Here is an 18519-nt window from a genome sequence, read left to right as displayed (position 1 = left end):
GGACAGCATGCCCCTGAATATCGCTATCCTGGCCTCCGGCAGCGGCACTAACGCCCAGGCCATGTTCGACAAGGCCGCCGCCGGGGTTCTGGACGTGAACATCCGGCGCGTCGTCTGCAACCGGCCCGGCGCAAAAGTCATTGAGCGCGCGGCCAGGGTCGGCGTGCCCTGCCTGACCCTGGACCACACCAGCTTCCCCGACCGCGAGAGCTTTGATCGCAGCATGGCGGCGACCCTGCAGGACGACGGCGTAGATCTGGTGGTGCTGGCGGGCTATATGCGTCTGCTCACCCCTTACTTTCTGGAAGCCTTTGCCGGGCGGGTGCTCAATATTCACCCCGCCCTGCTGCCCAGCTTTCCCGGCGTGCACGGCGGAGCCGACGCCGTGGCTTACGGCGTCAAACTCTCCGGCTGCACGGTCCATTTTGTGGAAGAAAAGGTGGACAGCGGCCCGGTGCTCATCCAGGCCGCCGTGCCCGTGGAGGCCGGTGAAGACGTCGCAACGCTCATGCAGCGCATCCATGTCATGGAGCACCGCATTTACCCCCAAGCCGTGCAATGGCTGGCCCAAGGCCGGGTGCGCGTGCAGGACCGGCGGGTCTTTATCGCCCCCGCTGCCGTCCCCCGCGCCCCCCGTGACGGCGATTGGCTGGTTTGGCCGCCCCTGGAAACGGGCTTCTAGAGCATTTAACACTTGAAATGCTCGCTTACGGCAGGCAAAAGCCTGCCTTCTCGCATTTTGTGGCAAGGATTTTCAAGAAAATCCTTGCAGAGCAGTTAGCTCATTTCATTCGCTAACTGCTCTAAGGGGGAACGCGCCCGGCGGCCATGCCTCTGGACCCCTGGCCCTGGACCTATGCACGCGCGGGTCGCCCACAGCACACCAATTCCACCGGGCCGTGAACCGCAGAACAGCGGCGCGTCCTTTTGAGTAAAAGTACAGTTGCTCAAGAGGACGCGCCGCTTTGCGCTTGGTCTGCTTTCGGTCAGGGGGCGCCCGGCGGAATCTGGCACGGGAGAAAAGTTTTTTGAAGGATGGGGATGTGGGGAAGGGAACTTTTGTTCACAACAGTTCCCCTCCCCACAAAAAAATTCGCGGTCCTGCTGCCTCAGGGCATTGCAATTTTGAAATGCCCTGGCGGTTGCGTAAGCAGCCGCTCGCTGTGGAGGCGCAAGCGCAATTTAGTTGCGCGATGGAGCGCCGGAGCGAGCGTGCCGTAACATTTGAAAATGCATACTCTCAAAGGTTATCTGATCTAGAGCAGTTTTTGCTGGCGCAGAACTTCGAGGAGGCGGTGTTTGGCGTTGTCGCCCATGGGGCAGAGGGGCAGGCGCAGTTCGGCTTCCATCCGTCCCATCAGGGCCAGAGCGGTTTTAGCCGGGATGGGGTTGCTTTCCAGGAACATGGCCTCGTGCAAGGGGAAGAGTTCGTGGTGCAGGCGGGCCGCACCGGCCAGGTCGCCCTGGTTGAAGGCGTTGCACATGGCGGCCATGCGGTCGGGCGCCACGTTGGAAGTGACGGAGATGACGCCCTTGCCGCCCAGGGCCATAAGGGGCAGGGCGGTGAAGTCGTCGCCGGAGAGCACGCAGAAGCCTTCGGGGCAGCTTTCAAGGATGCGGCTGGCCTGGGACATGTCGCCGGTGGCTTCCTTGACGCCCACGATGTTGGAAAAGTCGTGGGCCAGACGGGCCAGGGTGGGGGGCAGCAGATTGCAGCCGGTGCGTCCGGGCACGTTGTAGGGCACCAGAGGCAGATCCACGGCTTTGGCAATGGCCTTGTAGTGCTGGTAAAGGCCTTCCTGGGTGGGTTTGTTATAGTAGGGGGTGATAAGCAGCGCCCCGTCGGCCCCGGCTTTTTTGGCGAAGCGGGCCAGGCGGATGGCTTCGGTGGTGTTGTTGGAGCCAGCCCCGGCCAGCACGGGCACGCGGCCCTTGGCCTGATCAATGCAGATTTCGATGACCCGTTCGTGTTCCTCATGGCTGAGGGTGGCGGATTCGCCGGTAGTGCCGCAGGGCACCAAGCCATGGATGCCCGCATTAATCTGGTGTTCTATGAAGGCCCGGTAGGTGGCTTCGTCCAGGCTGTTGTTGCGGAATGGGGTGACCAGAGCGGTCAAGGCACCGGAAAATAACATGGCTGACTCCTGTCCGCGCTCGCGCCATAGCGGCGTCGCCGACTGTCGACCAACGCGGGGCCGACAGTCGGCGGCAAGGCCGGAACCGTGAGCTTTTTGGCGCAATAGGCGTTATTGGTTGATGAATTCCTTCAATTCCTTCCCGGCGCGGAAGAACGGCAGGCGTTTGGAGGCCACCGTCACGCTTTCGCCCGTTTTGGGATTGCGGCCTGCGTAGCCTTGGTACTCCTTGATTTTAAAGCTGCCGAAGCCGCGGATTTCGATCCTTTCTCCGGCCAGCAGGGATTTTTTCATGGTGTTGAAAAAGGTGTTGACCACCAGCGACGCATCATCGGAAGGGAGGTTGGTTTCATCGGCCAAGGCTTTGATCAGTTCGCTTTTGTTCATCGTGCCTCCGTGGCTTTGCCGGTTAGCCCGCCAGGGCGACAAGGCCGGGCATTTACTGGTAATTTCTTCCTACCGTTTTTATGCCGCAAGGTAAACCTTCTGCGAAAAATTTTTCGCCGGTTTTACTAAAAGAAACGACTGCGCCGCCGGAGTTACGGCGTGTCGTGAATAGTGCGGCAATCGCGGCATTGCGGTGCGCCGAGCGCGGGGCGGGGCGGGTCAGTCTTGAAGCGTGGCGGCCGGCAAAGGCTGCAGCACCTGCCGGGGGGCGAGCCAGTCCAGCATGCTCAGGCGCAGGCGTTGCAGGCGGGCGGCCAGGGCCTGGATATCCTGGGCTGCGGGGCAGCCCGGGGCCATGCGCATAAGGGGCTGTTGGCGGCAGACGGCCTCTGGCACGTTTTTGTCCGCACGTACATGGCCAAGGAGCACGGGCTCCAGGTGCAGAAAGTGGCGGCAGGCGCCGTGCAGCTTGGAAAAGGCGTTTTTGGCTTCAGTGGCGGAAGTTGCCTGATTGACGATGACGAGAAAGTCGCGCACGCCGTAGTGGAGGTTGAGCACCTTGATCAGGGCGTAGCTGTCGGTGAGAGAGGTTGGTTCCGGCGTGATGACGACCAGACGTACGGCGGCCAGGGCCGCAAAGGTCTGCACGGTCTGGGAGATGCCCGCGCCTTGGTCCATGAGCACATAGTCGTAGTTGTGCAGCACGGGTTCCAGGCGGGAAAAGAGCAGGTCGCGGGCGTCGGGCTGCAGGTCGGTGAGTTCCGGCACGCCTGAGGCGGCGGGCAGCACGTCGAAACCCTGGGGCGCGACGGGGCAGAGCACATCGGCGATTTTGCTTTCGCCCAGCAGCGCGGTCTGCAGGTTGCCTTCAGGGGTAATGCCCAGCAGCACATCCAGGTTGGCCAGGCCCAGATCGCAATCCATAAGCAGAATTTTGAAGCCCTGCTCATGCAGGGCGCAGGCCAGATTGAGCGCCACGTTGGTTTTGCCCACGCCGCCTTTGCCGCTGAGAAGGGACACGCTCAGTGTTGTTGTTGCCATATCAGCTCCCAAAAAAGAGAAAGCGTTTTTCATGGGCCTGCACCAGCGAGTCCCGTTCGAGCGGGTCATCCGCCAAGGTGATGCCCTCCGGGGAGGTTTGGGCCGCGTGCAGCGCGGCATCGGCCTGCTGGATCAGGGTTCGGGCGCTCAGTCGGCGACCCTGGGCCGCGTAGGTGACGCCCACGGCGCAGTGGCGCGGGGGGCCGTCTTCGGCGCGGCGCAGTAATGTTGCGGCCCGCCGGGCAAAGTGCTGACGCACTTGTTCCGCCAGCAGGCGGGCGCGCAGACGCCCCACGCCGGGCAAAAGCAGGGCAAAACGCCCCGGCCCGGTGCAGCCCAGGCTGTCGCAGCTTTCCTGGCAGGCGCGCAGGCTTTCGGCCAGGGCCTCGGCCAGAGTTGCGCCTATAAGGCTGCCGTCGCTTGCGGCGTCGGAGCCGCAAACGGCGGCGCAGAGCAGGGAGAGTTCCCCGCCCGTGCGGGCCAGGAGCAGGATTTCGCGGCTGATCTGATGCGCAAAATGTTCTGCAGTGAGCATGAGGGCCAGGGGGCCTTCCGGCTGCTCCGTTATGGGCGGCAGGGCCGCAGCCGTTTCGGCAAGAGGCGCGGATAAAAGCGGGCGGATGCTTTCCGGGTGACGGCGGCAGAATTCTTGCCACAGGTCCGGGTCCACCTCCCGCAGCAGGGCGGCTGTCAATGCGGCCCGCTGGTCGGTGTTGGCCATGTGCGGGGCACTGGGGTCGGCCGAGGGCAGAAGGGGGGGGTCAGCGTTCTTGCTCATGTCGGTACAACAGGTAGTCGTGCTGAAAACGGTCGATCTGGCCGTCAAGAACAGCCTCCACATCGCCCATTTCCGTGCCGGTGCGGTGGTCCTTGACCAGACGGTAGGGCTGAAGTGTGTACGTGCGGATCTGGCTGCCGAAGGCGATGGCGTCCTTGCCGGCGTACTGGGCCTGGCGCTGGGCCTCGCGTTTTTGCAGCTCAAGGTTGTAGAGACGGGCGCGCAGCACGCGCATGGCCGTTTCGCGGTTATGGTGCTGGGATTTTTCGTTCTGGCACTGGGCCGAGATGCCCGTGGGCAGGTGGGTGACCCGCACGGCAGAGCTGGTGGTGTTGACGCTCTGGCCGCCGGGGCCGCTGGAGCGAAAAATGTCCACGCGGATGTCCGCTTCTTTGATATCCAGCTGGATGTCGTCGCCCGCGTCGGGGATTACGTCCACCGAAGCAAAGGATGTATGCCGTCGGCCCGAGGAATCAAAGGGCGAAATGCGGATCAGGCGGTGGATGCCCCGTTCGCTTTTGAGAAAGCCGAAAGCGTGCGGCCCGGCGACGCGCAGAGTAACGCTTTTGATGCCCGCCTCGTCGCCGGGCAAAAAGTCCAGCTCCTCCACCGTATAGTGGCGGCGTGCAGCCCAGCGGGTGTACATGCGCAGGAGCATTTCGGCCCAGTCCTGCGATTCCGTACCGCCCGCTCCGGGATGTATTTCCAGAATGGCGTCCTGGCTGTCTTCCTCGCCGGAAAGCAGCATGACCAGTTCGGTTTCGTCCAGCAGGCGGGCCAGCTCGGCGCGTTGCTGGTCCAAGGATTCCAGGGCTTCCGGGTCTTCGCCTTCCGCTGCCAGGGCCAGCCATTCAATCATGTCGTCGTGGCAGGTTTTGAGCTTGCCAAGGCGTTCCACCTCATCCTCCAGGCGGCGTTTTTCCTGCAGCAGGGGCGTCAGGGCTTCGGGTTTGTCCCACGCGCCGGGCCTGGAAAGGCTTTGTTCGATTTCCTGCAGGCGTTGTTCACTGCCGGCCAGGTCAAAGACGCCCCCAGAGGGCGGTAAAGCGTTGGCTGAGGGGCTGACAGGCGGCGCGAAGATCACTGAGTTGGAGCATGGCGGTGTGGGGGTTGAGGGTGGGGCGCAGAAACGCGCCTGAAAAACGTCCGTGCCCTGTGGCCTGGCAAGGCCTGATCGGGTCAGCGCACGGGGCTGAATATATTGCTATAAAGAAATATTATCAATAATTTTTAGCGTAATTTCATTTTGAAATTGTTCTGGCGACGGCACGAGCAGGCGTATGCCGCGCAGGTGTGGGCGCAACGCATTTGGCTGTCAGGCGCCGGCGTGAGCGTAGCAAAATTTTTGAGAATATTTATTCTCAAAAATGCTATGCTGCAGCGCCGGGCGTACGCCGCCTCGCTGTCCGGGCGTCCCTGCCGGGCCCCCAGAGCCACAGACCCGCCAGCAGCAGCAGACCGCCTGGCAAAAGCCAGGGGGCCAGGCGATGGTAGGGGCTGGGCGCGGTTTGCAGCCCGGCGCGGGCCCAGAGGGCCTGGGCGCGGAACTGCCCGCCGCGCAGGGTCAGGCGGCCGCGCGGATCCACCACGGCGGAAATGCCCGTGTTGGTGCCGCGCAACAGCCAGCGGTTCTGCTCCAGGGCGCGCAGCGCCGTAAGGTAGAGGTGCTGCCGTGCGGCCGGAGTAGCGCCGAACCAGCCGTCATTGCTGATGTCCACCAGAATGTTGGCGCCTTGTGCCGCGCGGTCTTGCGCCAGCCAGGGGAATATGCCTTCATAACAGATGAGCATGCCTAGGGCAAGGTTGCGGTAGTGCAGGGGCGCGGTGGTCGTGCCTTCGGTGTAAACGCCCACGCCCTGCAGCAGGGCTTCCAGAAACTTCCAGTTGAGCCAGGAAGGCAGGTATTCGCCGAAGGGGACCAGGTGTTCCTTGTCGTAGTGGGCGAGGGTTCTGCCGTCGGGCCCCAGGAGAAAGGCGCGGTTGTAAATATCCGGTTCTCTGACGCCGGGTCGGCGTTCCATGCCCGGCGCGCCCAGCAGCAGGGGAGTTTGGCTGCGCGCGGCCAGCTCTCGCACCTTGGGGGCCAGGAGGGGATTGTTCTCAAAAAAGAAGGGCAGGGCCGTTTCTGGCCAGACCACCAGGGGCCGGGCCTCTGGCCGGAGGGCCAGGGCCCCGTAAGTGAGGCCCAGGTAGAGTTCTACAGTCTGGCGCTGCATGGCCGGCAGCCATTTTTGGTTTTGATCTACATTGCCTTCCACAAAGAGCACGTCCAGGCTGTCCGGCCCGCTGGGATCGGCGGTCAGGGGCGTGGCCGTCAGGCGCAGGGCTCCGTAGCTCAGGAGCAGGGCCGTCAAGGCAAAGCCTGCCAAAACGGCATGGCGGCCGCCGCGCGGGGGGGCGGCTTGTGCCGGGGGGCGGCAGGCGGTTGCGGCGCAGAGCAGGGCCGCGCCGACCCAGACCCCGGCCAGTCCGTACGCGCCCAGTACGTCCGCTCCCTGCACCAGCAGGGGCCAGGGGGCCAGAGCGCCAGAAAGGCTCAGCCAGGGGAAGCCCAGCACGCGGGCAAAGACGTCTTCCAGCACAAACCAGCACAGGCCCAGAACCACGGCCCAAAGCCAGGGAGGACGGCGGCGCAGCTCGTGGGCCGCCAGGGCAAAAAGGCTGCCGGCCAGAGCCAGGCAGGCGGCAATGAACAGGGCGCAGGGCACTGCCAGGGCCCAGGGCAGGCCGCCCACGTTGTGGACGGGCAGGGTCAGCCAATAGAGGGCCGCCGTGCCGCCGGCCAGGTGACAGAGCCAGCCCCGGCGCAGGGCTGCGCCCCGGTCGGGGGCGTTGACGCCCAACCAGGCCAGGGCCACGGGCCAGAGCAGAACCAGGGGCGGCAGGGATGCCAGGTCGTTGGGAAAACCCAGCCAAAGGGCGCAGGCCCCCGCCAGGGCCACGGCCCCGGCGGAGAGGGAGAGCGGAGCGCGGGTCATGCGGGCAGGGCCGGGGGCGGGGCAGCTTCGTCTTTGCTTGCGGGTTCCATGCGCAGGCGGAGGATGAGCTTTTTGTCCGCCTCCAGCACGGTGAAGGTCCAGCCGTCCAGGGTAAAACTTTCGCCCGGGGCGGGCACATGCCCGGCTTCCATGCTCAGGTAGCCGCCGACGGTGTCCACCTCGTCCGAGTCCAGGTTTATGCCCATGTCCTCCAGATCTTCAAGCAGGGCGCGGCCCGTAAGCTCATAAGCCCCGTCGCCCAGGGGCCGGATGTCCTCCTGGCGGGGGGCGTCGTGTTCGTCTTCAATGTCGCCCACGATTTCTTCCAGCACGTCTTCGATGGTGATCAGGCCGGAGGTGCCGCCGTACTCGTCCAGTGCGATGGCAATGTGCTGCTTGCGGGCGCGGAATTCCTGCAGCAGGGTACGGATGGATTTGGTTTCCGGTACAAAGAAGGGTTCGCGCATGACTGCGGCCGCGGGCGGGTCTGCCGCCTGCGCGTTTTGGTTGTGCGCGTCCAGCAGGCTGTGGAGCACGTCCTTGGCGTGGACGATACCCACGATGTTGTCGCGGGTTTCATGGTATACGGGTATGCGGGAATGCCCGGAGCGGACGATGATGCGCGCCACATCGGGCAAAGGCATATCGTCCGGCACGCAGTCGATGTCGGTGCGGGGGGTCATGGTGTCCTGCACCTGCAGATCGTTGAAGCGCAGGATGCCGAGGAGCATGGATTCCTCGTCCGGTTCCACCTCGCCTTCGGCTCTGGCTTCGAGAATGGCTTTTTCCAGGGATTCTTCATCATCGTGCCCGAACAGTTTGCTCAGGCGCGACCAGATGGTACTGTGACCTTCCGTGCCGCCGTCCAAAATATGCCTCCTTGTCAGGGGTCAGCGGGAGCGCCCCCATGCTCTCAGAGCAGTTTGCGCTGTACCATATCCAGATACATGACCCACTGGGTGATAGGCAAGACCCCGTGGGTGGGCGAACAGTGGAACCAGCTGATCTCCGTGCCGCCCGGCTCCAGGATGGCCCAATTGGTAAACCGCACGCCCAAAATGAGGGCGGGCTTGTCCATTTTGATCTCGCGGGTGTGGACCACTTCGCAGGCGCACCAGAAGGTGATGACGCGTTCCTCCCGACCGGCCTCGAAAATGACAAGACAGAGTATCCGGGAACCTTTGTCCAGGTCAACCGGTCTGTTCTCCGGATCCGGCATGGGAAAGCGCAGGGCCAGGCCCGTGCCCGAAATGTCTTCAATGCACAGGGGAGCGTCTTTCATGCCGCGCTTGGCGTAGGTGAAGGGTTTGCCGATTTCAGAAGTCTGGGCGGGCAGCGGCTGCGCAAGCCCCAGCTTCCAGAAGGCCAGCACCCGGATGGATCGGCTGGGCGGCTGCACGCGGATGAAGGTGCGCTTCTGCCCCACGTCCAGATCCAGCGGGGCGGTCACCGTCAGCAGAGAACGCGACCGGCCGGGATCCACATTCAGAATAGTGGTGTGAAATTTGTAAAATGTGGAGCCTTCGGGCAGGGTGGCGCGAAAGTATATTTCTGCGGAAAGGCCTGTGAGCCCGTGCGGGGCGTAAGAAAAAACGTCCAGGACGAGCTGCCCGTCGCTGATGCGCTGCAGCAGGCCGGCCAGGCCTTTGTGGGCCTGACCGTCCAGCACGTTGATTTCAAAAATTTCGTTCTGCGTCTGGGCCAGATCCAGCATGCGGCCCACCACGGCCCTGCGTTTGGCCTCCTGTCGCTGGCGGCTGACGTTGCCGCGCAGGCGCAGCAGCAGCAGTATCAAGGCCAGCATAAGCGCCGCAAAAACGAAAATCAGTTCTTTGCCAGTCATAGCAACCACCAGGAGCACGCCGGCGTACCGGCCTCAAAAAGTGCGCGCAAGGGGTCTTGCAAGGACGCGCTGGTTTCGCTTTCCCGTGCACGGCAACCTGGCGGGCACGGGCCTGCGGGCGGGTCAGAGGCCGGGCGTGCCCACGCGGCAGGGGCGTTTTTCCTGGCGCAGCAGGCCCAGCTTGTGCAGGTGCACTTCCAGACAGGCCACCGCGGCCGGGGTTACGCCGGAAATGCGGCCGGCCTGCCCCAGGTTGCGCGGACGCACCCGGCTGAGCTTCTCTACGACTTCATGGGATAGCCCGGCGATTTTGGCATAATCCAGTTCAGACGGCAAGGCCGTCGCCTCCAGTCGGGCCGTGCGCGCCACCAGTTCGCGCTGGCGCGTGAGGTACCCCGCATATTTGATCTCGGTCTGCACGCCGCGGCGGACGTCTTCTCCTGCCTGGCCCAGCGCCGTGGCCAGGGCCACGCCAAGTTCAGGCGCGGCGTGCTGCAAAAGCTCCGCCAGGGCCGCCAGGTCCAGGTCCGGCCGACGCAGGGCCTCCGCCAGGCTGCGTCCGGCGGGCAGCGCGGCCGTCTTATACTGCATATCGGCAGGCAGGCGCGTTTCCTCAAGGTGTCCGCGCAGCCGGGCGGCGGCGTCCTGTTTGCGGCAAAACAGCTCCCAGTGGGCGTCGTCCACCAGGCCCAGTTCGCGGCCCAGGGGCGTGAGGCGGGCGTCGGCGTTGTCTTCGCGCAGGAGCAGGCGGTGCTCCGCGCGGGAGGTAAACATGCGGTAGGGTTCGCGAGTGCCCAGGGTAACCAGGTCGTCCACCAGCACGGCCATATAGGCTGTGTCCCGCCCCGGCGTGAAGGGCGGCAGGCCGCGCAGGCGGCAGGACATGTTCAGTGCTGCCCAGAGGCCCTGGGCTGCCGCTTCTTCATAACCTGAGGTGCCGTTGATCTGCCCCGCCAGCCAGAGGCCGGGCACGGCCTTGGTTTCCAGGGTGGATTGCAGCTGCACGGGGTCGGCGTAGTCGTATTCGATGGCGTAGCCGGGACGCAGCATGACGGCCTTTTCCAGGCCGGGGATGGCGTGGAGCATGGCGATCTGCACGTCCAGGGGCAGGCTGGTGGGGATGCCGTTGGCGTAGACCTCGGCGCTTTCCAGGCCTTCGGGCTCCAGAAAGATCTGGTGCCGTTCGCGCTGGGGAAAGCGGGCCACCTTATCCTCAATGGACGGGCAGTAGCGCGCCCCCGTGCCCTTGATGACGCCCGTGAACATGGGTGAACGGTCAAAACCGCTGCGGATGATCTCGTGCGCGCGGGCGTTGGTCCAGGTGATGTGGCAGGAAACCTGCGGCAACCGGGGGCCGGGGCCGCGGAAGCTGAAGCCGCGGGGCGGATCGTCGCCCTTTTGCTCCTCCAGGCGGGAAAAATCAATGGAGGTGCCCAGCAGGCGCGGCGTGGTGCCTGTTTTAAGGCGCCCCAGGGCAAGCCCCAGGCTGCGCAGGCTTTCTGAAAGGCCCAGGGCAGGCGCGTCGCCCAGGCGGCCGCCCGGCAGATGGGTGAGCCCCATGTGCAGGCGTCCGTCCAGGAAGGTGCCTGTGGTCAGAAGCACCTGGCGGGCGGTAAAGCAAAGCCCCTGGGCCGTGCTCACGCCCGTAACCCCGGCGTCGTCCGTAGTCACGGCCGTGACCTGGTCCTGCCAGAGGCGCAGGCCCGGCGTGTGGTAGAGCGTCTTCTTGAGGACGCGCTGGTAAGCCTCGCGGTCTATTTGAGCGCGGGTGGCGCGCACGGCCGGGCCCTTGCTCATGTTCAGCACGCGGAACTGGATGCCCGCGGCATCGGCCCAGAGGCCCATCATGCCCCCCAGGGCGTCGATTTCGCGCACCATGTGGCCCTTGGCCAGGCCGCCGATGGCCGGGTTGCAGGAAAGATAACCCAGGCGGTCCAGATTGCCGGTGATGAGCAGCACGTTGTGCCCCAGACGGGCCAGGGCCACAGCGGCCTCGCAGCCGGCATGGCCGCCGCCCGTCACAATGCAGTCAAAAAAAGAATCAGACATGGGCGGCGTTCATAAGGATGTGGGCAAACACCTGGGCGTCCTTGAGAGTTGCGGTGATGGAGGAGCGTTCGTTGGGCTGGTGGCAGGTGTTGGCAATGCAGCTCCAGACCACGGCGGGCAGGCCGCGTTCGCGCAGCAGGGCGGCCACGGTGCCGCCGCCGATGCCCACGGGGCGGGCTTCCACTCCATAGATGCGGGCCACGGCCGCGCGCAGGGCCGTGACCACCGGGCTGACCACCGGGGCGGCCGTGGCCGGCTGCCACTGCACCGTCTCCACTTCAATCCGCACCCGGTGGCGCGCGCCTACCTCCGCAGCCGTGGCCTGCAGCCTGGCCAGCACGGCCTCGGGGTCTACCTGGGGCAGCAGGCGGCAGTCCAGATAAAAGACGTCGCTGCCCGGCACAGTATTGATATTGGGCACATTGGGCTCGTGCTTGCTGGGCACGAAGGTGGAAAAAGGCGGTATAAACAACGGGTTGGCGTCGGCAAAGGCCGCACGCAGGCCGTTGTGGGCGGCCAGAACCATATCCGCCCCGGCCAGAAAGGCGTTGCGGCCCTGCTGCGGGGCTGAGGCGTGGCACTGCGCGCCCGTGGTGCGTACCCGCAGCCACAACTGGCCCTTCTCGGCCACTTCTATGGCGTCGCCGACCGGGGAACCGGCATCGGGCACGATATAGAGGTCGTCCGGGCTGAACAGCTCCGGCGCGGCCGTGAGAATGCGGCGCAGGCCGTAAGTGTTGCCTGTTTCTTCATCGGCCATGAAGACCATGCCCAGGTTCAGTTCCGGCGTGAGCCCGTGGGCCGCCAGTTCTTCAGCGAGCAGCAGCATGCTCACAATGGCCTGCTGGTTGTCCTCCACGCCGCGTCCGTAGAGCCAGTCGCCTTCACGGCGTACCTGCCAGGGGTCGCCGCTCCAGGCGGTCAGATCTCCGGGGGGCACTACATCCGTATGGCCGAACAGCCAGAGGGTGCGGCGGCCTTTGCCCGGCATGCGCGCCACCAGGTTGGGGCGCAGCCCCTCAGGCACGCGAGGGTCCGGGGCGTCCAGACGGGTGAGGTCTGTGACGCTGCAGGCCTTGAGCCAATCAGTAATGCAGCGGATTTTTTCCAGCTCGCCAGGACCGCCGTTGTCCGGTCCCAGAGCCTGGCAGGCGGTAAGCACGGACTGCAGCTCCGCCACCCGATTTTCACGGCCGGCCAGGCCGCGCAGCAGCATATCCAGGTTTTTAAGCATGGCGTGCCCCTGTCAACAGACAAAAACATAAAGGGCCGCAGGGCGGCCCAAGCTGCAACCGTGTCGTCCCGAAACAGTATCGGGGACCGGTTTGTGCCCGGAAGCCGCCGCAACGGCCCGCAAAAATCTGGCGGCTGCATAAGCGGATGCCCCTCCTTCCTCACCGCAAACGCAGGGCGCCTGGGCGGCAAAGCATCGGAAAGGGGCGTCTTGCCTGCCTTTGAGAAAGGCATTCCCAAAGGCAAGCTGCTCTAGCGGCCTTTGGCGGCGCGCTTGGAGGCCTTGAGCGGGTTCACTTTGGCGGCGGCGTTAGCCTGCGCCTTGGCGTGCGTGGCAAAGTTGCAACGGCCTACAGCCCATTTGCGGGCAGGCGCGGGATAACTGGAGCAGAACTGCTCACCGTCAAACTCGCGCATCCGCTCACAGCCGTTGCACTGCTCCACCACAGGGGAAAGAACAAAGCCGTTGACCACCACACCCTCGGCGGTCTTGGTGGCGTTTTCCAGAGGGGTCATGACAAAACCTCCATGCGCCGCAGCGCTCTATGGTATCTGATCTGTCGGCGGCGGACCGCCAAAAATTGTCGGCATGCGCCCGTTTCGGACCAGGACCGGTCCGGCAAAAAGGCCCGCCGCCCGCCGCCGTCACACCGGCGGATTCGGGAATGGAGAAATATAGCCGAATGCGCACTGCTGTCAAGGGCCGCTTTCCTGCCCTGGCGGGTCGGCGTTGCCGCCGATCCGCGGGCCCGCAGGCTGTTGCGGCGGCCGCTGCCGGGCGGCCAGGTTGCGGCGGAACGCAAGGAACTTTCAGCCGTCATGTGCGTCAGGGCTTGACCGCGAGCCCAACGCGGACTACGCTGCCTTAAGATTAGAGTTAATCTACTATTGAGGCACTGTCATGGAAGAACTGGATTTTGCGGGATGCGCCTGTGCGGGCGGTACGCTGCAACGTTTTGTGCAGCCCGTGATTATGGGCCTGCTGGCCCATGGCGCACAGCACGGCTACGCGCTGCTGCAGGGGTTGCGGGCATTGCCCTTGTGGGAGGGCGCGGTTCCGGACCAGACCGGCGTATACCGTCTGCTCAAAAGCATGGAGGCCAGAGGGCTGCTGACTGCGGCGGAAGAAGCGGGACTTACTACGGGCCGTCGCCGTTACGCCCTGACGGAACGCGGAAGGGCGTGCCTGGCGCAGTGGGAGACGACCTTGGAAGACTATCGCCGTACCCTGGACGCAACGCTTATGCTGGTCCGCGAGGCCAACCATATGGATCGGGCCTTTACCCAGTTGGTGGAGCGCGTGGCGCGGGAGGCGCTGGCAGGCCGCATCCCCGTTGCGGCGGATCTGGAGGCTTTGCTGGAAGTTCCCGCCGATTCGGCCGAAGCCGCCTTTCTGGGACGCCGGGCACGGGATATGGCCCGCCAGACGGCGAAAAACCATGGTCGCGTCTGGAGCGCCATCGGCGTGGATTGCCGCCCTTGTCCCATGAACTGCGGTTTTTGTTCTTTCGGCGAAAAGTGGGGACTGGTGCGGGCGCCGCAGGAATGGTCCGCCCCGCGCATCGTGGAAACGGCACGCCGTTTTGTGGCCCAGGGAGCCTATTGGGTGACCCTGCGCACCACGGAATTTTATTCGCTGGAAAAGCTGCTCGATTTGGTGCGCCGCCTGCGGCGCGAGGTTCCCGGCAGCTACCGGGTTGTGGTCAATACCGGTGAGCTGGAGGCTGCCGACGCCAGGGCCCTGGCTGCGGCCGGGGTTAACGTGGTTTACCACACCCTGCGTCTGGGCGAAGGGGAAACTACGGGATTCAAGACGGCAACGCGCCTGGACACCCTGGGCACGGTGCGCGGGTCCAGCCTGGACCTGGCCCATCTGGTGGAACCTGTGGGACCGGAACACGGCAACAAGGAGCTTGTGGCTGTGCTGCTTACGGCCCTGCGCTATGAGGCGCGCTTGTGCGGCGTCATGGCGCGGATCAATGTGCCCGGCACCCCTTGCGGGGACAGGGCCGGCACGGGGCCTGACGCGGAGTTGTCCCCACAGCGTCTGGCGCAGATAGCCGCTGTGACGCGGCTGGCCGGCGGCGTGCGGACGCCGGATATCTGCGTGCACCCGCCCACACTGCAGGCGCTGAACTGGGGAGCTAACGTGCTGGTGGTGGAAACCGGGGCAGTGCCCCGCGATGTGGCCGAAAGCGACACGGACTGGCGCGCCTTTGGCGTGGAGGACGCCCTCTCCCTGCTGCTGGAGGCGGGCTACGCTTTGGGCGGAGATTGATGGCGGCGGATGTCCCGGTGCAACACAGCAATGCCTGCGGAGGCGACTATGGTTTTGGGTTACGGAAACGGCAGGGGATGCGGCGGGGCCGCGGCGTTTTTGGGGATGCTGGCGACGTTGGCGGTCCTGCTTTGGGCTGCTGTCGCCCCGGCGCAGGAGGTTTGGCGGGTAGGCACCTGGAAGACGGCGCAGACCATCCAGCCTTTTGTTTATGAGCGGTATGCCCCTGCTCCGGTCCCGCGCGTGGAGGTGCGGCCTTTTACCAACCCGGCGGACCAGAAGGCGGCGCTGCTTTCCGGCAGTCTGGACATGACGGGCACTACCCTGGCCCTGGCTATCCAGGCGGCGTCGCGCGGCGAGCCCGTGCGCCTGGTGGCGGCCCTGGGTAACAAGTGTTCGGCGCTTGTGGTGGCCAAGAACGGCCCCATCCGCAGCCCGGCGCAGCTCAAGGGCAAGCGCATTGCCTATGTGCCCGGCACCATGCACGAGATTCTGTTGCGCGAAGTTCTGCAGCGCCAGGGGCTTAATCCGAACAAGGACGTGCGCCTGATGCGTATCGACTTTTTCGATATGGGCACAGCCCTGGCCAAGGGCGACATTGACGCCTTTCTTTCTGGTGAGCCCTTCCCTACCCAGGCCGTGGCTCAGGGCTACGGGCGCATTCTGGCCTATCCCTATTATGACGACAGCATCGGGACCATCAACAGCGGCATGCTCATGCGCGAGGATTTTATCAGAGAGCATCCGCAGCGGGCCATGCGCATGGTGGCCGCGCACAAGGCCGCCACAGAGGCCTTTATGGCGGACAAAAAACTCTGGCTGGATACGGCCGCCGCGCTTTTTCGCGTGGATCGCGCCCTGCTGGAGGCTTCCGCTCCCAATATGGAACTGGCCTGGGATATGGACGACGCTTTTCTGCGGCGTCTGGCTGCCCTGGGCGCGCGCATGAAGGCCTTGGGCGTCATTGCTGCGGAGCCGGACTACAGCCGGCTGGTGGACCGCCGGTTTGTGGACGCCCTGCGAACGGGCCAACCCCTGGTTCATGAATAGAGCCTGGCGCGACCATCTGCTGCCCTGGTGCCTGCCCTGTCTGCTCCTGCTGGGCTGGTTTGCGGCCACGGAGCACGGGGCGGCCCCGGATTGGCTGTTGCCCCCGCCCCGGCAGGTGGCCCGTACCCTGGCGGTCTATGTGCTCGGCGTGGGCGACGATCCGCAGGCCGGCCGGTTCTGGCCCGACGCGGCGGCCAGTCTGGGCCGGGTGGCCGCCGGATATGCTCTGGCCGCGGTTCCCGGCGCGGTGCTGGGCCTGTGGTCGGGCCGCAGCCCCACCGTGGCCCGGCTGCTGGCCCCGGTCATCAACGGCGTCAAGGCCGTGCCCGGCATCAGTTGGCTGCCCTTGGCCCTGATCTGGCTGGGCGTGGGCTTCAAAACAACGGTGACCCTCATCGCTCTGGCGGGTTTTTTCCCCGTCTACTTCAGCGCGGCGGCCGCGGCGGCGTCCACGCCGCCCAATCTGCTGCATGTGGGCCGTATGCTGGGCTTGGGACGCGCGGCGCTGTTTCTGCGGGTGGTGCTGCCCTGGTCCATGCCGCAGCTTTGCGCAGGGCTGCGGGTGGCCCTGGGCATGAGCTTCGCCTATTTGGTGCTGGGTGAGCTTACCGGCGTGCCGGACGGCCTGGGCGCGCTGATCATGGACGCCCGCATGAACGGGCGGGTGGACATCCTGCTGTGCGGCATCTTGTGCATAGCCGTGCTGGGGGCGGTCTGCGACGCGTTGCTCCTGCAGCTGCTGGGGTGCCTGCCGGGGCTGCGCCGATGAGGCCGTACTTTGCCTGCGTAGGCGTGCGTAAGGCCTTTGCCGGGCGCGTGGTGCTGCCGGGCGTGGATCTGAGCCTGCGGCAGGGGAGCGTCACGGCCCTGGTGGGAGCCAGCGGCTGCGGCAAAAGCACGCTGCTGCATATTCTGGCGGGGTTTCTGCCGCCGGATGCGGGGGAGATTTTTTTGACAGGCGCGCCCTGCGCGAAGCCCGGCCCGGAGCGGGTTATGGCCTTTCAGGACGATGCCCTGTTTCCCTGGCTGAGCGTGGCGGAAAACGTGGCCTTGGGGCTGCGGCAGGCCGGATTTTCGCGGCAGGATTGCCGCCGGCGGGTGGCGACGGTGCTGGAGCAGGTGGGCTTGGGCGCGTGGGGCGCGGCCTTGCCTTCCGTTCTTTCGGGCGGCATGCGGCAGCGCGCGGCCTTGGCCCGTGCCCTGGCCCTGCGGCCCAAGCTGTTGTTTCTGGACGAACCCTTTGCCGCCCTGGACGCCATTACCCGTTTGCGCATGCAGATATTGCTGGCCCGGTTGCAGGCAGACGCGGGTCTGACCGTTATGCTGGTAACCCACGACGTGGGTGAGGCCTGTCTGCTGGCCGATACGGTCCATCTTATGGAGGAAGGCCGGGGGCTTACCCAGTGTTGGGAGATTGCCGCCCCGCGACCCCGCGATCCGGACGCGGTGGAGCAGGCCGCCCTGCGGGCGCGGATTCGTCTGGCGCTGGGTGCGGCGCAGGCGGGCGGCACGTCACAGGGGCTTGGGGGGAAAGCCCCTGGTTGGTGAAGACTCCCTGATTTATGCCAGAAATTGCGTGGCGGGTGTGTAGTTCAGGCCCAGGGCTTCGGCCACGCCGGCAAAGGTGCACTGGCCGTCCACGGTGTTGAGGCCGCGTTGCAGAGCGATATTTTCTTTGCAGGCGGTCTTCCAGCCTTTGTCGGCCAGGGCCACGGCATAGGGCAGGGTGGCGTTGGTCAGGGCGTGGGTGGAGGTGATGGGCACCGCGCCGGGAATATTGGCCACGGCGTAGTGGATGACGCCGTGCTTCTCAAAGGTGGGCTGGTGGTGGGTGGTGGGCTTGCCCGCCGTGGTTTCAAAGGATCCGCCCTGATCAATGGCCACGTCCACCACTACGCTGCCCTTGCGCATGGTTTTGATCATGGCCTCGGTGACCAGTTTGGGCGCCATGGCCCCAGGAATGAGCACGGAGCCGATGACCAGGTCCGCCTCCCGCACGGCATCGGCGATATTGTAGACGTTGGAGGCCAGGGTCTGTACGCGGGCGGAAAAAATGTCGCTCAGGTAACGCAGGCGGTTGAGGTTGCTGTCCAGGACGGTCACATCCGCGCCCAGGCCCATAGCCATTTTGACCGCCTCGGTACCCACGGTGCCGCCGCCCACGATGACCACCCGGGCGCGCTGCACCCCGGCCACGCCGCCCATGAGCATGCCAGCGCCGCCGGCCTGTTTGGTGAGCAGGTAGGCGCCCACCTGTACGGACATGCGCCCGGCCACTTCGGACATGGGGGCCAGCAGGGGCAGGCTGTGGTCTTCGGGCTGCACGGTTTCGTAGGCCAGCCCCACGACTTTGGACTGCAGCAGGGCCTCGGTGAGGGCTTTGTCCGCCGCCAGGTGCAGGTAGGTGAACAGCAACAGGCCGGGCTTGAAGTACCGGTATTCGCACTCCAGCGGCTCCTTGACTTTGACGATCATGTCGGCCTGTTCCCAGACCGCCGCCACGGGCAGGATGCGCCCGCCGGCGGCCGCATAGGCTGCATCGTCAATACGGCTGCCCAGGCCCGCGCCGGCTTCCACCAGTACGGTATGTCCGCGGTCAGTCAGAGTTTTGACGCCCGCGGGCGTAAGCCCCACGCGGTATTCATCCGCCTTGATTTCCTTGGTAACGCCGACAATCATGGTAAGACCCCCTGTARCGGTTGGTGGTGGGCTGGTTTGCCCGGCATGGCGCGGCCCCTGGCGGCGTG

17 protein-coding genes are annotated in these 18519 nt (G+C 65.2%); 5 read left to right on the top strand and 12 right to left on the bottom strand.

Going from position 1 to position 18519, the window contains the following annotated elements; all coding sequences use genetic code 11:
• The first annotated feature begins 7 nt into the window (after window positions 1-7).
• Window positions 8-682, top strand: coding sequence for a phosphoribosylglycinamide formyltransferase (purN, locus tag EB812_RS10845; protein WP_118229545.1), 675 nt, complete (start codon window positions 8-10; stop codon window positions 680-682).
• A gap of 574 nt (window positions 683-1256) precedes the next feature.
• On the opposite strand, the gene dapA is transcribed toward purN, so the two are convergent.
• The 11 genes from dapA to EB812_RS10790 form a co-directional block, all read right to left on the bottom strand.
• On the bottom strand, window positions 1257-2135 hold the full coding sequence (gene dapA / locus EB812_RS10840) for a 4-hydroxy-tetrahydrodipicolinate synthase (protein WP_118229546.1): 879 nt from the start codon (window positions 2133-2135) through the stop codon (window positions 1257-1259).
• Window positions 2136-2246: 111 nt separating this feature from the next.
• On the bottom strand, window positions 2247-2564 hold the full coding sequence (locus EB812_RS10835) for an HU family DNA-binding protein (protein WP_270229347.1): 318 nt from the start codon (window positions 2562-2564) through the stop codon (window positions 2247-2249).
• A 177-nt stretch (window positions 2565-2741) separates the two neighbouring features.
• Window positions 2742-3563 carry a MinD/ParA family protein gene (locus EB812_RS10830; RefSeq protein WP_130958290.1) on the bottom strand — a complete coding sequence of 274 codons (822 nt, stop codon included), beginning with the start codon at window positions 3561-3563 and terminating at the stop codon, window positions 2742-2744.
• A 1-nt stretch (window position 3564) separates the two neighbouring features.
• Window positions 3565-4341: a GGDEF domain-containing protein gene (locus EB812_RS10825; protein ID WP_165450939.1), complete on the bottom strand. Its 777-nt coding sequence runs from the start codon at window positions 4339-4341 to the stop codon at window positions 3565-3567.
• Window positions 4325-5438, bottom strand: a protein-coding gene (gene prfB, locus EB812_RS10820) for a peptide chain release factor 2 (protein WP_118229551.1) whose coding sequence is annotated in 2 segments (ribosomal slippage) — window positions 4325-5362 and window positions 5364-5438 — 1113 coding nt in all. Because the reading frame shifts where the segments join, the coding sequence is not laid out codon by codon here. Before prfB ends, EB812_RS10825 begins: the two co-directional genes overlap by 17 nt.
• A 273-nt stretch (window positions 5439-5711) precedes the next feature.
• A complete protein-coding gene (lnt, locus tag EB812_RS10815) occupies window positions 5712-7319 on the bottom strand; it encodes an apolipoprotein N-acyltransferase (protein ID WP_118229552.1) in 1608 nt (535 codons plus the stop codon).
• Complete coding sequence (locus EB812_RS10810) at window positions 7316-8188, bottom strand: hemolysin family protein (RefSeq protein ID WP_118229553.1); 873 nt, start codon at window positions 8186-8188, stop codon at window positions 7316-7318. The genes lnt and EB812_RS10810 overlap by 4 nt, the downstream gene beginning before the upstream one ends.
• A gap of 44 nt (window positions 8189-8232) precedes the next feature.
• Window positions 8233-9162: a PilZ domain-containing protein gene (locus tag EB812_RS10805; RefSeq protein ID WP_118229554.1), complete on the bottom strand. Its 930-nt coding sequence runs from the start codon at window positions 9160-9162 to the stop codon at window positions 8233-8235.
• Window positions 9163-9285: 123 nt separating this feature from the next.
• Window positions 9286-11211: a tRNA uridine-5-carboxymethylaminomethyl(34) synthesis enzyme MnmG gene (gene mnmG, locus EB812_RS10800; protein WP_118229555.1), complete on the bottom strand. Its 1926-nt coding sequence runs from the start codon at window positions 11209-11211 to the stop codon at window positions 9286-9288.
• Window positions 11204-12445, bottom strand: coding sequence for a M20 family metallo-hydrolase (locus tag EB812_RS10795; protein WP_118229556.1), 1242 nt, complete (start codon window positions 12443-12445; stop codon window positions 11204-11206). The genes mnmG and EB812_RS10795 overlap by 8 nt, the downstream gene beginning before the upstream one ends.
• A 251-nt stretch (window positions 12446-12696) precedes the next feature.
• Window positions 12697-12960 carry a PxxKW family cysteine-rich protein gene (locus tag EB812_RS10790; RefSeq protein ID WP_118229557.1) on the bottom strand — a complete coding sequence of 88 codons (264 nt, stop codon included), beginning with the start codon at window positions 12958-12960 and terminating at the stop codon, window positions 12697-12699.
• A gap of 385 nt (window positions 12961-13345) precedes the next feature.
• Here EB812_RS10790 and EB812_RS10785 point away from each other — a divergent pair, with 385 nt between their 5' ends.
• From EB812_RS10785 to EB812_RS10770, 4 genes are all read left to right on the top strand, one after another.
• Window positions 13346-14722 (top strand): PadR family transcriptional regulator, encoded by a 1377-nt coding sequence (locus EB812_RS10785; RefSeq protein ID WP_118229558.1) that lies wholly within the window; start codon window positions 13346-13348, stop codon window positions 14720-14722.
• Between the two features lie 105 nt (window positions 14723-14827).
• Entirely contained in the window at window positions 14828-15772 is a 945-nt protein-coding gene (locus EB812_RS10780) for an ABC transporter substrate-binding protein (protein WP_118229579.1), read from the top strand.
• A complete protein-coding gene (locus tag EB812_RS10775) occupies window positions 15765-16541 on the top strand; it encodes an ABC transporter permease (RefSeq protein ID WP_118229559.1) in 777 nt (258 codons plus the stop codon). The genes EB812_RS10780 and EB812_RS10775 overlap by 8 nt, the downstream gene beginning before the upstream one ends.
• Entirely contained in the window at window positions 16538-17320 is a 783-nt protein-coding gene (locus EB812_RS10770) for an ABC transporter ATP-binding protein (protein WP_130958288.1), read from the top strand. The genes EB812_RS10775 and EB812_RS10770 overlap by 4 nt, the downstream gene beginning before the upstream one ends.
• A 12-nt stretch (window positions 17321-17332) precedes the next feature.
• Here the strand turns inward: EB812_RS10770 and ald are convergent, their stop codons facing one another.
• Entirely contained in the window at window positions 17333-18451 is a 1119-nt protein-coding gene (ald, locus tag EB812_RS10765) for an alanine dehydrogenase (RefSeq protein WP_118229561.1), read from the bottom strand.
• Window positions 18452-18519: the final 68 nt, after the last annotated feature.

The organism is Desulfovibrio legallii, from assembly GCF_004309735.1.
Lineage (GTDB): Bacteria > Desulfobacterota > Desulfovibrionia > Desulfovibrionales > Desulfovibrionaceae > Desulfovibrio > Desulfovibrio legallii.
This window is presented reverse-complemented; position numbering and strand designations above follow the sequence as displayed.